The sequence below is a fragment of the Pseudomonas sp. NFACC14 genome, from assembly GCF_900106885.1.
GTDB lineage: Bacteria > Pseudomonadota > Gammaproteobacteria > Pseudomonadales > Pseudomonadaceae > Aquipseudomonas > Aquipseudomonas fluorescens_AA.
Genome location: NZ_FNOA01000003.1, coordinates 1 through 13924 on the forward strand (window position 1 = coordinate 1; position 13924 = coordinate 13924).

Here is a 13924-nt window from a genome sequence, read left to right on the forward strand (position 1 = left end):
TTACGCATAACCAAAAACACCTCAGATTTGGGCGCCATCATAGCGCCCGATTGAAGTGTCCAAAATCATTAGGCCAGTTCAAGCTCGCTCCCACAGGGAATGAAGCGCCCCTTAAGCCCGGGATTCGACGCCCAGTTCATCCCAGACCGATTCGGCCAGGTGGAAGGTGGCGTTGGCCGCCGGGATGCCGCAGTAGATGGCACTCTGCATGATCACTTCCTTGATCTCGCTGCGGCTCACGCCGTTGTTGGCGGCGGCGCGCAAGTGCAGCTTGAGTTCTTCGGCGCGGTTCATGCCGATCAGCATGGCGATGGTGATCAGGCTGCGGGTATGGCGTGGCAGGCCTGGACGGGTCCAGATGTCGCCCCAGGCATGGCGGGTGATCATCTCCTGGAATTCGCTGTTGAACTCGGTCAGGGCATCGAGGCTGCGGTCGACATGGGCATCGCCCAGTACCGCGCGGCGTACTTTCATGCCTTCATCGTAACGTTGTTTCTCGTCCACAAAAAACTCCTCAGGCGCGGCTGGAATCAAGCAGGAAATCCAGCACCCGGGTGCTGAACGCAGCGCCGGCCTGGACGTTGGACAGGTGAGCGGCGTAGAACTCGGCGTACTCGGCCCCACTGACCCGCTCCTGGATAAAGTGCCCACCCGACGGCGGTGTCACGGCATCTTCGGTGCCGGCGATCACCAGCAGCGGCACACGGATCAACGACAATTGCTCACGAAAATCGGCATCACGCACGGCCGCACAGTTGGCCGCGTAGCCCTGGGGCGATGTGGCAGCGAGCATGTCGGTGATTTTCTTCACCTTCGCAGGATGAGCCTCGGAAAAATCCGCGGTAAACCAGCGGGCGATCGAAGCATCCCGCAGCGCGACCATCGCCGCTTTACCGTCCCGCAGCACGGTTTCGATGCGCGGGTTCCACACCGACGGGTCGCCGATCTTGGCGGCGGTGTTGCACACCACCAGTTTGTGCAGGCGCTCGCCAGCATTGATCCCCAGCCACTGGCCGATCAACCCGCCCATGGACAAGCCACAGAAATGCACTTTATCGATGCCCAACTGATCGAGCATCGCCAGCACGTCGCGACCCAGCTGTTCGATGCTATAGGGGCCTTCGGTGACCAGCGATTGACCATGGCCACGAGTGTCGAAACGCAGCACGCGAAAGTGTTCGCTGAAGGCCGCGACCTGCTCGTCCCACATGTGCAGATCGGTGCCCAGTGAGTTGGAGAGCAGCAGCACCGGGGCGTCTTGCGGCCCGTCCAATAGGTAATTCAGATCGCCCTCGGCGAGTTTGACGAATCCCACAACAATCTCCTTTCAGACGTTCAAGGCAAGGTGTTCGGCCACGGCTCGGGCGACCCAGGTCTGGGCCTGGCCGAGGTAGTGCGCCGGGTCGAGCAGATGATCCAGCTCGGATGCCGATAGCTGCGCGGTGACCTGGGGTTCGTCTCCCAGCACCTCGCGCAGATGCCGCTGTTCGGCCACGGCGCGTTTGCAGGATTGCTCCAGCAAATGATGCGCCGTGTCGCGCCCGACACGCTGGGCCAGGACAATGCTCACCGCTTCGGCCAGCACCAGTCCCTGGGTCAGTTCCAGATTGCGGGCCATGCGCGCCGCATCCACTTCCAGCCCTTCGGCCAGCAGCCGCGCCTGTTGCAAGGCACCGGAGACCAGGCAGCAGATTTCCGGCAAGGTTTCCCATTCGGCGTGCCACAGGCCCAGGCTGCGCTCGTGCTCCTGGGGCATGGCGCTGAACAGCGTCGACAACAAACCGGGGACTCGCGTCGCCGCACCGATCAGCACCGCCGCGCCCACCGGGTTGCGCTTGTGGGGCATGGTGGACGAGCCGCCCTTGCCCGGCGCCGAAGGCTCGAACGCTTCGCCGGCCTCGGTCTGCATCAACAAGCTGATATCACGGCCCAGTTTGCCCAGGCTGCCGGCGATCAGGCCCAACACGGAGCCAAACTCCACCAGACGATCGCGCTGGGTGTGCCACGGCTGCTCCGGCAAAGTCAGTTGCAGTTCGGCGGCCAAGGCTTCGGCGATTGGCAAGGCCTGATCGCCCAAGGCGGCGAGCGTCCCGGAGGCGCCGCCGAATTGCAGCACCAGCAAACGTGGCTTGAGCTCTTTCAAGCGTTGGCGACTGCGGGTGATCGCCCCCAGCCAACCGGCGATTTTCATCCCCAGTGTCACCGGCGTGGCGTGTTGCAGCCAGGTGCGCCCGGCCAACGGTGTGGCGGCGTAGCGTTCGGCTTGTCGGGCCAGGATGGCGGCCAGTTGCGCCAACTCGCCCTCGATCAAGCCCAACGCCTGACGCAGTTGCAGCACCAGCCCGCTGTCCATCACATCCTGGCTGGTGGCGCCCAGGTGCACGTAGCGCTCGGCTTCGGCATCCTCGGCGGCGATGCGCTTGCCCAACGCCTTGACCAGCGGGATAGCCGAATTGCCGGCACTGGCGATCGCTTCGCTCAGTGCCGAAAAATCGTACAGCTGCGCACGACAAGCCTGCTCGATCGGCGCCACGGCACTTTGCGGAATCACCCCGACCCGCGCCTCGGCCCGGGCCAAGGCGGCTTCGACGTCAAGCATGGCCTGGACCCGGCCCGCATCGCAGAACACCTCGCGCATGTCGCGGGCGGTGAAGTAGGCATCGAATAGCTGATTGCCCGGTCGTTCGCTCATAAACAGTCCTTCGAAAGGTGGATGCCTCTGTGGCGAGCAAGCTCGCTCCCGTTGACTTGCCCCGTAGGAGCTGTCGAGCGAAGCGAGGCTGCGATCTTTCCACAAGCGCTTGAGTCCCAAGTGAAAGATCAAAAGATCGCAGGCTTCGCCAGCTCCTACAAAACCAGCGGCTCGCCACAATGACTCAAACGAGCCTCAAATGATCAGGTGGATTCAAAGGTCGTGATGCAAATACGCCGGTTGCTTGGGCAGGCGCAGGCTGAACAGGAACGCCACGACCATCATCACCGTGACATACCAATAAAAGGCGTTCTCCATGCCCTGGGCTTTCAGGCTCAAGGCGACGTATTCGGCCGAGCCGCCGAACACGGCATTGGCCACCGCGTAGGCCAACCCCACCCCCAGCGCCCGCACTTCAGGGGGAAACATTTCCGCTTTCACCAGGCCGCTGATGGAGGTGTAGAAACTGACGATCGCCAGCGCCAAGGTGATCAGGATAAACGCCAGGAACGGGCTGCTGATGCTTTTGAGGGTCAGCAGGATCGGCACCGTGCACAACGCCCCCAGGGCACCGAACCAGAGCATGGAATTGCGTCGGCCGATCTTGTCCGCCAACATGCCGAACAACGGCTGCATGCACATGTACAGGAACAGCGCGCCAGTCATGATGTAGCTGGCGGTCTTGGCGTGCAGGCCGGCGGTGTTCACCAGGTATTTCTGCATGTACGTGGTGAAGGTATAGAAAATCAACGAACCGCCGGCGGTATAGCCCAGCACGGTGACGAACGCGGCCTTGTGGTCGCGAAACAGCGCCGCGATGCTGCCAGCGTCCTTGTTCTCACGCATTTCCTTGCTGCTGGTTTCTTTCAGGGACCGACGCAGGAACAGCGAAATCAATGCGGCCACGGCGCCGACCACGAACGGGATCCGCCAGCCGTAGGCACGCAGTTCATCTTCGTTGAGAAACTGTTGCAGGATCACCACCAGCGACACCGCCAGCAGTTGCCCACCGATCAACGTCACGTACTGGAACGAGGCGAAGAAACCGCGCTGGCCCTTGAGGGCGACTTCGCTCATGTAGGTGGCGGTGGTGCCGTACTCGCCGCCCACCGACAAACCTTGCAGCAGGCGTGCGAACAACAGCAGGACCGGCGCCCAGACGCCGATGTCCTTGTAGGTGGGCAGGCAGGCGATGAGCAACGAGCCGAAACACATCATCAGCACCGAGATCATCATCGAATTCTTGCGCCCGTGACGGTCCGCCACCCGGCCGAAAATCCAGCCACCGATGGGTCGCATCAGGAACCCGGCGGCGAACACACCGGCCGTGTTGACCAGTTGCACCGTCGGGTTGTCGGACGGGAAGAACGCCGGCGCGAAATAGATCGCGCAGAACGCATAGACGTAGAAGTCGAACCATTCGACCAGGTTGCCGGATGAAGCACCGACAATGGCGAAGATGCGCTTGCTGCGTTCTTCGCCGGTGTAGTGGCTGATGATTGGGGTGGCCATGGATTATTCACTCGTTGGGGACTTAACAAAGTCTAGACACACTCCGTAACAGACCCGTTCCGCAAACAGACGTTGAAGCGATAGCGCCTGTGTGGACGCCATCGCGAGCAAGCTCGCTCCCACAAGGGTTGTTGCCATTGCCCACCGCATGTCGGGTCCCCCTGTGGGAGCAAGGCTTGCCCGCGATGGCGCCACTGTTGGCTCACTCAGTAATCGAAGAACACCGTCTCGGCATCTGTGCCCTGAAGGATCACGTTCCACTGGTACACGCCCGACGCATCAGGCTTGGCCACGATTGTGCCGCGACGTTCTTCGGGGACGCAGGCCAGCAGCGGGTCGGTTTCGTTGGCCGGTTCGCCGTCGAAATAGATGCGCGTCAGCAAGTGCTTGACCAACCCGCGAGCGAACACCAGCACCACCAGGTGCGGTGCCTGGGTCGTGCCACCCAATCCCGGCACGGTGCCCGGCTTGATGGTGGTGAAGCGAAAACGCCCTTCGGCATCCACCGGCACCCGGCCGAAGCCTTCGAAATGCGGGTCCAGGGGTTTGTCCTGGTCGTCTTCCGGGTGGGCGTATTTGCCGGCGGCGTTGGCCTGCCAGACTTCCAGCATCGCGTCGTTGACGAACTGGCCGTTGCCGTCGACCACCTGCCCGGTGATCGCTACGCGTTGGCCGAGGGTTTCGGCGACGGTCAGGTCTTCGCGGTTCAGCCAGGTCAGGCCGATGTGGTAGTACGGGCCAACGGTGTGGGACGTGGTGGCGGTGAGCGTCATCTTATTTCTCCATCGGCGTGGCATCGCGGCCGCGCAAGACGATGTCCCAGCGGTAACCGAGGGCGTAGTGAGGGACGGTTTTTTCCAGGTCGAAACGGGCGATCAGGCGTTCCTTGGCACTCGTGTCCGGCACGCAGTTGTAGATCGGGTCGTATTCCAGCAACGGATCGCCAGGGAAGTACATCTGCGTCACCAGGCGCGTCAGAATGCTCGGCCCGAACAGTGAGAAATGGATATGCGCCGGGCGCCAGGCGTTGTGGTGGTTGCCCCACGGATAAGCGCCGGGCTTGATGGTCTGGAACTGATACCAGCCGTCGGCGTCGGTGACGGTGCGACCGGTGCCGGTGAAATTCGGGTCCAGCGGCGCGTCATGGTTGTCACGGTCATGGTTGTAGCGACCGGCGGCGTTGGCCTGCCAGATCTCCACCAGGATGCCTGGCACCGGCTGGCCGTGCTCATCCAGCACGCGCCCGTGAATGATGATCCGTTCACCCAGTGGCTCGCCGGCATGCTGGGCGGTCAGGTCATGATCCTTTTCCTGCACGCGGTCGGCGCCGACAGTCGGGCCGGTGATTTCCGACAACGAATGCGGCAGGAACACCAATGGCTTGGACGGCGAGCGCAGGTTGGTGGACTGGTACGGCGGGTGCAGATACTCCGGCTGGGTGCCCGCTTGGGGGCGACGATAACCAGGCTTGTCAGTCATGAAGCATTCCTCGGTTTCTTATTAGTAGAGCGACGCGTCAGACGCGTTCGATGGCCAACGCCAGACCCTGGCCGACGCCGACACACATGGTCGCCAAGCCCTTCTTGCCGCCGGTCTTTTCCAGATGGTGCAGCGCCGTCATCACCAACCGCGCCCCACTCATGCCCAGGGGATGGCCGAGGGCGATGGCGCCGCCGTTCGGGTTGACCTGCGGCGCATCGTCCGCCAGCCCCAAATCACGCAGCACCGCCAGGCCCTGGCTGGCAAACGCTTCATTGAGTTCGATCACGTCGAAATCGGCGACCGCCAGGCCCAGGCGCTCAGTGAGTTTGCGCACCGCCGGTACCGGGCCGATGCCCATCACCCGTGGCGCGACGCCGGCACTGGCCATGCCCAGCACTTTGCCGCGAGGCGTCAGGCCATGTTTTTTCACCGCCTCGGCCGAGGCCAGGATCAGTGCCGCCGCACCGTCGTTGACACCCGACGCGTTGCCGGCGGTGACGGTCTTGTCCGGCCCGTTGACTGGCTTGAGTTTGCTCAAGGTCTCCAGCGTGGTGTCGGCGCGTGGGTGCTCGTCCTGCTCGACCACGGTTTCGCCTTTTTTATGGGCGATGCGCACCGGCACGATTTCTTCGGCGAAAAAACCCACCGCCTGGGCCGCCGCCGTGCGCTGTTGGCTGCGCAAGGCGAAAGCGTCCTGGTCGGCGCGGGACACGGCGTAGTCATCGGCCACGTTATCGGCGGTCTGCGGCATCGCGTCCACACCGTACTGGGCTTTCATCAACGGGTTGATGAAGCGCCAGCCGATGGTGGTGTCTTCCAGTTTCATGTTGCGCGAGAACGCGGTATCAGCCTTGCCCATCACGAACGGCGCACGGGACATCGACTCCACACCGCCAGCGATCGCCAGTTCCATCTCGCCGCTGGCGATGGCGCGGAACGCGGTGCCGATGGCGTCCATGCCCGAGGCGCAAAGACGATTGAGGGTCACACCGGGAATGCTCTGCGGCAGGCCCGCCAACAGCAGCGCCATGCGCGCCACGTTGCGGTTGTCTTCGCCCGCCTGGTTGGCGCAGCCGAGAAACACCTCGTCCACCGCATTCCAGTCCACCGATGGGTTGCGTTCCATCAGCGCCTTGATCGGCACAGCCGCCAGGTCATCGGCGCGGACCGCGGACAAACCGCCGCCAAATCGACCGATGGGGGTTCGAATCGCATCACAGATATAAACGTCGCGCATCAGGCTTCTCCCGGTGCCTGGCCGTGGGCCGCCGCGGTGCGAGCTTCAAGGTCACGCAGTGCACGCAGCTCCACCTCGGTCGGCTCGGTGGTGGTTTGCACCTGGTCGGCGAAACGGATCGCCCACCCGGTGGCCGCAATGACTTGCTCGCGGGTCACGCCGGGGTGCAGCGCGGTGACCACGAATTCATGGCTGCCGGCTTCCGGCTCCATGATGCACAAGTCGGTGATGATGCCCACGGGCCCTGCGCCCGGCAGACCGAGACGCTTGCGCGAATCGCCACCTTCGCCATGCCCGACCGAGGTGATGAAATCCAACTTGTCGACAAACGAACGCGCCGACTGCTTGAGGATGATCAACACGCTCTTGGCCGAGCCGGCGATTTCCGGTGCGCCACCGGCACCCGGCAGGCGGACTTTCGGCTGATGGTAGTCGCCCACCACTGTGGTGTTGATGTTGCCGAAACGGTCGACCTGGGCCGCGCCAAGGAAACCGACATCGATACGCCCGCCCTGCAGCCAGTAGCGGAAAATCTCACCGGTCGGTACGACGGTATCGGCGGTTTCCGCCAGCTCACCGTCGCCAATGGACAGCGGCAGTACGCTGGGTTTGGCACCGATCGGGCCGGACTCGTAGATCAGCACGACGTCTGGCGACGAGGTCAGCCGCGCCAGGTTGGCCGCTTTCGACGGCAGGCCGATGCCAACGAAGCACACGGCATTGTTTTTCAAGCGACGCGCCGCGGCGACGGTCATCATTTCGTTGGTGGAGTAGGTCATGGTTTCACCTGCGAAGCGGCTGCCAGTCTGGCCTGGAATTCACTGAAATCCCGAGTGCCGTGGATGTATTCGTTGATCCATGCGGTAAACGTCTCACGGTCCCGAGCGATCGGATCCCACGCCTGGTAGAAACGGTTGTCACGCTCGGTGTAGCCGTGGGCGTAGGACGGATGGGCGCCGCCCGGTACGTGGCACACCGCGCTCAACGCCCAGGTCGGCAGCACGCAGGCGTTCATCGGCGCATTCAGGTCGTCGACGATTTCTTCCACGGTGACGATGCAACGCTTGGCGGCCAGGGCGGCTTCTTTCTGCACACCGAGAATGCCCCACAGCAGCACGTTGCCCTTGCGGTCGGCTTTCTGGGCGTGAATCACCGTGATATCAGGGCGCACCGAAGGCACGGCGGCCAATACTTCGCCGGTGAAGGGACAGGTTACGCTCTTGATCAGCGGGTTGACCTTCGGCAGGTCGGAGCCGGCGTAGGCCCGCAACACCGCGAATGGCAGGCCGGAGGCGCCGGCGACGTAGGCGTTGGCCAGGTCGGCGTGGCTGTGTTCCTCGATCTCCAGCGGGTGCGGCCATTGTTTCTCCACGGCATCGCGCAAGCGGTGCAACGACCCGACGCCAGGGTTGCCGCCCCAGGAGAAAATCAATTTGCGAGCACAACCGGCGCCGATCAACTGGTCATAGATCAGGTCAGGGGTCATGCGCACCAGGGTCAGATCTTTCTTGCCCTGACGAATGATTTCATGACCCGCCGCCGTAGGAATCAGGTGAGTGAAGCCTTCGAGCGCGACGGTATCGCCGTCGTTGACGAATTGCTTCACCGCGTCGTGCAGCGAAAGGATTTCAGCCATGGGGCAGGCTCCCGTTTTCCAGTAGACCGACATGAAGAAAAAGGCGCGAGGTTAAGCGCCGGAGTGACTGGAAGATTAAGCTTCGGAAAAAGGCCAAACAATCCGATAATCGACTGAGTGTTCGTTTATCGAACAGATTGTTGTTTGGCTATCGATTTATCCAAGCACACAGCGCCCACCCTGTGGGAGCGAGCTTGCTCGCGATGGCGGTGGATCAGACAGGCATCACCCGCTGACACATTGCTATCGCGAGCAAGCTCGCTCCCACACAGGCTTACGCACTGGCTCAGGTCGCATCCGCATGACTGACCATGCCTTTGATCAGCACCGCCGTGGTCGCCAGGGCCGCCGGAATGACCAGGGCCGTCAGGACCTGCTCGAAGTTCCACCCCAGGCCCAGCAGGGTCGCGCCCATCCAGGCCCCGAGGATCGCGCCGAAGCGACCGATGCCCAGCATCCACGAGACACCGGTGGCCCGACCCTGGGTCGGGTAGAAACGCGCCGCCAGGGAAGGCATCGCCGATTGCGCGCCGTTGACACACATGCCGGCCACCAGCACCAGGGTGGCGAGCAAGGTGATGTTGCCCAGGCTCTGCCCCACCGCGTAGGCAAACAACCCGGCCATCAGATAGAAAAGGCCGATGACCTTGTGCGGATTGAACCGGTCCATTGCCCAACCGACGAAGACGGCGCTCAACACGCCGCCGAATTGAAACAACGCGCCGATAAACGCGGCCTGTTCCATGCTCGCGCCGCTGTCGCGCATCAAGGTCGGCAACCAGCTGGTCAGCAGGTAGACAATCACCAGGCCCATGAAATAGGTCAGCCACAGCAGCAGGGTGCCAGCGCTGTAGGTGCCGGAGAAAATCACCGCCAGCACGTTGCGGGCTTTCACGGTTTTCTGTTCCGGCACGCTGAAGCTCGCCGCTTGGGCCACCGTGTGAGGCTCGATCGGCGCCAGGGTCTTGCGCACTTTGTCGGTACCGCGATTGCGCACCACCAGGTAACGCGCCGACTCCGGCAGCCAGAACAACAACACCACTGCCAGGATCAACGGCAGGATCCCGCCAATCAGCAGCAGGCTGTGCCAACCAAACGCCGGTATCAGCTTGGCGGAGATGAATCCGCCGCCGGCCATGCCCAGGTTGAAGCCGCAGAACATGCTGGTCACCAACAGGGACTTCTTGCGTTCCGGGGTGTATTCCGAGAGCAAGGTGGTGGCGTTCGGCATCCCGGCGCCCAAGCCCAGGCCGGTCAGGAAACGCAATACCAGCAGTTGATCGACGTTGGTGCTGTAGGCCGACGCCAGGCTGAACGCGCCAAACAGCAGGACCGCGCCCACCAGTACGACTTTTCGCCCGAAGCGGTCAGCCAACGGCCCGGAGCCCAGCGCGCCGAACACCATGCCGATCAGCGCAGCACTCATCACCGGGCCGAGGCTGGCGCGATCGATGCCCCAGTCCTGGGACAAGGCCGGGGCGATGAAGCCCATGGCGGCAGTATCGAGGCCATCGAGGAACACAATCAGGAAACAGAGGATCACCACCCGCCACTGATAGCGCGAAATGGGTTGGGCATTGATGAAGGACTGCACATCGAGGCAGTGGCCTACGGAGGTCTGGGGCTGGTTCATTTTATTTTTATTCCACGCAAGAAACGCAGGCGAACGAATCAGAGACCGGCGAAATACGCCGGATGACGCTGCGCGACATTAATGAGGCCAGGCAAAGACCGTCAATTCATCGCCGCCGACTGTGTGCGTTTATCGAACAGCTTAAGTGAACAGTTGCGCGCTCAGGTCGCGACTGGCCCCCAGCAGGCCTGGCAGGAAGCGCTGTTCCAGCTCATTGCGACTGACCCGCCCGGCATGGGTACTGACGTTGAGCGCGGCCACCACTTGACCGGAAGCGTCGTACACCGGCACAGCAATCGAACGCAGGCCCTGTTCCAGTTCCTGGTCGACGATGCACCAGCCCTGTTGCCGCACCTGTTGCAGGCACTCGAGCAACGCTTGGGGTGTGTGCAACGTGCGGCTGGTCTTGGCTTGCAGGTCGGCGTGGTCGAGGTAATCGCGCAGCGACGCATCATCCAGGGCCGCCAGGAGAATCCTGCCCATCGAGGTGCAATAGGCTGGCAGGCGCCCGCCCACCGACAGGTCAACCGAAATCAGGCGCTGGGTGGTGGCGGAGCGGGCGATGTAGAGGATGTCGTCGCCTTCGAGCGTGGCCATGTTGCAGGCTTCGTGCAGTTGCTCGCTCATGCGGTCCAGGTACGGCTGGGCAGAAACGGCCAGGGGCGTGGAGGACAGATAGGCGTGACCGAGGGTCAGCACTTTAGGCAGCAGCGAATAGGTGCGCCCATCCGTGGTGGCGTAACCAAGCTTGATCAAGGTATGCAGGCAACGTCTGACGGCGGCGCGGGGGATTTCCGTGCGGTGGCTGATCTGGGCGATGGTCAGGTGCCGCTTGCGCTCCTGAAAGGCCTGGACCACCGCCAACCCGCGGGCCAGGGACGTCATGAAATCGGGATCACCGGTCAGGGCCTGGATCCGCTTGGCCGGCGAGGCGACGATCGGTGGCGCGACTGAAGTGAAGGCATTGCGCAATTGGTCGTTCATGTCTGATCCTTCCCCGGGAGTGACGGCTATTCAAGCGGCTGCCCGATGGGCAAGCAAGGGCCGCCGGTCAAGATCGTTCGATTATCGAACCGTCGACCGATAATCGCAATCAGGCCAGGCGCCGAATAAGCGGACTGCCGCGGACGTGATCGAGAGTAAGTTTTGCGGGAAACAACACAGGGTTTGACCTGACGATGTTAGCAATATTGAACTAGTCGGCGGGAACGGCATCTGGATAGCGGCACTAGCCGGTATCTTCTGCGAGCGGCAGTACAAGTTGCACATACAAACATGAGTTCACACAACAACAATGCCTTTTACTTTTTCCCGATAGTGTTATTCGGCTGGGCCGCTATAATGCAAACAGCGACGGTACGGCCAGTCGACCGTTCCCGTACGCAGGCATCGTGGTTGCGACCCCGATGCCCGAGGCACCTTCATGGTCGCTTCCCCTGTTTGGCAACAATGCGAAGCCCTGATGCTACGTCAGCTGTCAGCTCTGGTGCCGTGGCCGTCTGCATGTCCACATGCAGTGCGTATCACCAGATTCAACTTCAATTAATTTAGGTAAAACTGTGACGAAAGACGAACTGCGCGCGGAACTTGAGCGCCAGGAACAACGTTACAAGGAAGTTTACGGCGGAGAAATCACCACCTACGCCGCGCAACCTGAACCGGAACGCAAACCCTGGCGTAAGCGCGCCACCGTTCAGGACCAGGCCTTCACCCAGGAACTTCAGAAAATGGAAAAAGAACTCAAAGCCGAAGAGCAGTGACGCTCCGGGCCCGACGTTCTTGTGAAGAGGTCTCCGGCCGCCACCCTGGCCGGAGGCGATAGCGCACGCCCGCCATGAGCGGGCCGCCCTCCACTCCCCGTCCGACAATCGGGAAGGGTCCTGGCCGACCTCCTTTTCAGATATTTCATACAATTCCTCAAGGCGTCCTATAGCTGGCGGCGATCCTGGCCGAATGCGCTTTGCGCCCCTGAATCAAGGGGTTACGTACCCCGCGAAAAACCTCGCGCTTGAGGCTTTCCTACAAATTATTTCGTTGAAGAATGTTACCGATGAGCAGGCAGTGCATCGATTACCGAGGTTTTCTGGCATAATCGCGCCCCCTTACGACCGGGTCAGAAAACCTTCATGATCGATTTATTCAGCGGACTGGATGCTTGGGTGCTTGTGAGCCTCTTGCTCGCCCTGGCTTTTGTCCTCGCCTTCGAGTTCATCAACGGCTTTCATGACACCGCTAACGCGGTTGCCACTGTTATCTACACCAAAGCCATGCCGCCTCACCTGGCGGTGTTCTTTTCCGGTGTGTTCAATTTCCTCGGTGTGCTGCTGGGCGGCGTGGGGGTGGCGTACGCCATCGTTCACCTGCTGCCCGTGGAGCTGCTGATCAATGTGAACACCGGACACGGGCTGGCCATGGTGTTTTCGCTGCTCGCAGCGGCCATCACCTGGAACCTGGGCACCTGGTACTTCGGTATCCCCGCGTCCAGTTCCCACACGTTGATCGGTTCGATCCTCGGCGTGGGCCTGGCCAATGCACTGATCAACGATATCCCGTTGGCCGACGGGGTGAACTGGCAGAAGGCGATCGATATCGGCGCCTCCCTGGTGTTCTCGCCCATGGCCGGTTTCCTGATCGCCGCCCTGGTGCTGATTGGCCTGAAATGGTGGCGTCCGCTGTCGAAGATGCACAAGACACCGGAACAGCGCCGCCAGATCGACGACAAAAAGCACCCACCGTTCTGGAATCGCCTCGTATTGGTGATCTCGGCCATGGCCGTCAGCTTTGTCCACGGCTCCAACGATGGCCAGAAAGGCATCGGCCTGATCATGCTGGTGCTGATCGGTATCGTGCCGGCGCAGTTCGTACTCGACCTGGGCAGCACCACCTACCAGATCGAGCGGACCCGAGACGCGACGCTGCACTTGAGCCAGTTCTACCAACGCAACAACGAGTCCCTGGGTGAATTCCTGGCGCTGGGCAAAAGCGTGGAAGGCGATCTGCCGGAGAAATTCCGCTGCAACCCGCAGCAGACCGAACCGACCATCAATGCCCTGCTCGACACGCTCAAAGGCGTGGCGGACTACCATTCGCTGCCGTCGGAACGACGCATCGAGGTCCGTCGCTACCTGCTTTGCCTGGACGACACGGCGAAGAAGGTCGGCAAGTTGCCAGGCCTGGCCGCTCGTGAGAAAGACGACCTGAACAAGCTGCGCAAGGACCTGACCGCCACCACCGAATACGCCCCGTTCTGGGTAATCCTGGCCGTGGCACTGGCGCTGGGCCTGGGCACCATGATCGGCTGGAAGCGTGTAGTGCTGACCATCGGCGAGAAGATCGGCAAGCAAGGCATGACCTACGCCCAGGGCATGTCGGCCCAGATCACCACCGCGTGCATGATCGGCGCGGCGAACATCTTCAGCCTGCCGGTTTCCACCACCCACGTCCTGTCCTCGGGCGTGGCCGGCACCATGGTCGCCAACAAGAGCGGCCTGCAAGGTGGCACCGTGCGCAACATCCTGCTGGCCTGGGTGCTGACCCTGCCGGCGACGGTTGCCCTGTCGGCCGGCTTGTTCTGGCTGGCATCGAAGGCCCTCGGCAGCTGATTCCAGCGGCCGGTAAAAAAGGTGCGACCCTTGCGGTTCGCACCTTTTTTTATGCCCAAAACACCCACCCCGTGTGGGAGCGAGCTTGCTCGCGATAGCGGTGTATCAGCCAACGTCGATGTCGACTGAC

The 13924-nt window shown here is 62.1% G+C and carries 13 protein-coding genes; 2 read left to right on the forward strand and 11 right to left on the reverse strand.

The features are described 5' to 3' along the window. Positions 1-111: 111 nt before the first annotated feature. The 11 genes from pcaC to pcaR all read right to left on the reverse strand — a co-directional run bounded on the left by pcaC (position 112) and on the right by pcaR (position 11176). Positions 112-504 carry a 4-carboxymuconolactone decarboxylase gene (gene pcaC, locus BLU85_RS06565; RefSeq protein WP_092203832.1) on the reverse strand — a complete coding sequence of 131 codons (393 nt, stop codon included), beginning with the start codon at positions 502-504 and terminating at the stop codon, positions 112-114. Positions 505-514: 10 nt separating this feature from the next. Next, positions 515-1315 (reverse strand): 3-oxoadipate enol-lactonase, encoded by an 801-nt coding sequence (pcaD, locus tag BLU85_RS06570; protein ID WP_092203834.1) that lies wholly within the window; start codon positions 1313-1315, stop codon positions 515-517. A 12-nt stretch (positions 1316-1327) separates the two neighbouring features. Further along, the gene (locus BLU85_RS06575) at positions 1328-2692 is read right to left on the reverse strand and encodes a 3-carboxy-cis,cis-muconate cycloisomerase (protein ID WP_092203836.1); all 1365 of its coding nucleotides are present in this window, start codon (positions 2690-2692) and stop codon (positions 1328-1330) included. Positions 2693-2905: 213 nt separating this feature from the next. Beyond that, positions 2906-4204: an MFS family transporter gene (locus tag BLU85_RS06580; RefSeq protein ID WP_092203838.1), complete on the reverse strand. Its 1299-nt coding sequence runs from the start codon at positions 4202-4204 to the stop codon at positions 2906-2908. Positions 4205-4410: 206 nt separating this feature from the next. Further along, positions 4411-4977, reverse strand: a complete 567-nt coding sequence (gene pcaG / locus BLU85_RS06585; protein ID WP_092203840.1) for a protocatechuate 3,4-dioxygenase subunit alpha — start codon at positions 4975-4977, stop codon at positions 4411-4413. 1 nt (position 4978) lies between these two features. Then, positions 4979-5683, reverse strand: coding sequence for a protocatechuate 3,4-dioxygenase subunit beta (gene pcaH / locus BLU85_RS06590; protein WP_092144292.1), 705 nt, complete (start codon positions 5681-5683; stop codon positions 4979-4981). Between the two features lie 37 nt (positions 5684-5720). Continuing rightward, entirely contained in the window at positions 5721-6926 is a 1206-nt protein-coding gene (pcaF, locus tag BLU85_RS06595; protein ID WP_170847625.1) for a 3-oxoadipyl-CoA thiolase, read from the reverse strand. Then, positions 6923-7702 carry a CoA-transferase subunit beta gene (locus BLU85_RS06600; RefSeq protein WP_092203844.1) on the reverse strand — a complete coding sequence of 260 codons (780 nt, stop codon included), beginning with the start codon at positions 7700-7702 and terminating at the stop codon, positions 6923-6925. Before BLU85_RS06600 ends, pcaF begins: the two co-directional genes overlap by 4 nt. Beyond that, positions 7699-8559, reverse strand: a complete 861-nt coding sequence (locus tag BLU85_RS06605) for a CoA transferase subunit A (RefSeq protein WP_072409760.1) — start codon at positions 8557-8559, stop codon at positions 7699-7701. The genes BLU85_RS06600 and BLU85_RS06605 overlap by 4 nt, the downstream gene beginning before the upstream one ends. A gap of 286 nt (positions 8560-8845) precedes the next feature. Then, complete coding sequence (locus BLU85_RS06610; protein WP_092203846.1) at positions 8846-10192, reverse strand: 4-hydroxybenzoate transporter PcaK; 1347 nt, start codon at positions 10190-10192, stop codon at positions 8846-8848. A 141-nt stretch (positions 10193-10333) separates the two neighbouring features. Continuing rightward, positions 10334-11176 (reverse strand): pca regulon transcriptional regulator PcaR, encoded by an 843-nt coding sequence (gene pcaR, locus BLU85_RS06615; protein ID WP_072409756.1) that lies wholly within the window; start codon positions 11174-11176, stop codon positions 10334-10336. A gap of 575 nt (positions 11177-11751) precedes the next feature. Between pcaR and BLU85_RS06620 the strand changes: the two genes are divergently transcribed. Next, positions 11752-11952, forward strand: coding sequence for a hypothetical protein (locus BLU85_RS06620; protein ID WP_003198635.1), 201 nt, complete (start codon positions 11752-11754; stop codon positions 11950-11952). A gap of 366 nt (positions 11953-12318) precedes the next feature. Then, positions 12319-13794 (forward strand): inorganic phosphate transporter, encoded by a 1476-nt coding sequence (locus tag BLU85_RS06625; RefSeq protein WP_060738827.1) that lies wholly within the window; start codon positions 12319-12321, stop codon positions 13792-13794. Positions 13795-13924: the final 130 nt, after the last annotated feature.

Excerpts from the sequence above, each read along its gene's own strand:
- pcaG (WP_092203840.1), bottom strand. The coding sequence starts at position 4,977 with ATGACGCTCACCGCCACCACGTCCCACACCGTTGGCCCGTACTACCAC.
- pcaH (WP_092144292.1), bottom strand. The coding sequence starts at position 5,683 with ATGACTGACAAGCCTGGTTATCGTCGCCCCCAAGCGGGCACCCAGCCG.
- BLU85_RS06605 (WP_072409760.1), bottom strand. The coding sequence starts at position 8,559 with ATGGCTGAAATCCTTTCGCTGCACGACGCGGTGAAGCAATTCGTCAAC.
- BLU85_RS06625 (WP_060738827.1), top strand. The coding sequence starts at position 12,319 with ATGATCGATTTATTCAGCGGACTGGATGCTTGGGTGCTTGTGAGCCTC.
- pcaR (WP_072409756.1), bottom strand. The coding sequence starts at position 11,176 with ATGAACGACCAATTGCGCAATGCCTTCACTTCAGTCGCGCCACCGATC.
- BLU85_RS06610 (WP_092203846.1), bottom strand. The coding sequence starts at position 10,192 with ATGAACCAGCCCCAGACCTCCGTAGGCCACTGCCTCGATGTGCAGTCC.
- BLU85_RS06600 (WP_092203844.1), bottom strand. The coding sequence starts at position 7,702 with ATGACCTACTCCACCAACGAAATGATGACCGTCGCCGCGGCGCGTCGC.
- BLU85_RS06580 (WP_092203838.1), bottom strand. The coding sequence starts at position 4,204 with ATGGCCACCCCAATCATCAGCCACTACACCGGCGAAGAACGCAGCAAG.
- BLU85_RS06575 (WP_092203836.1), bottom strand. The coding sequence starts at position 2,692 with ATGAGCGAACGACCGGGCAATCAGCTATTCGATGCCTACTTCACCGCC.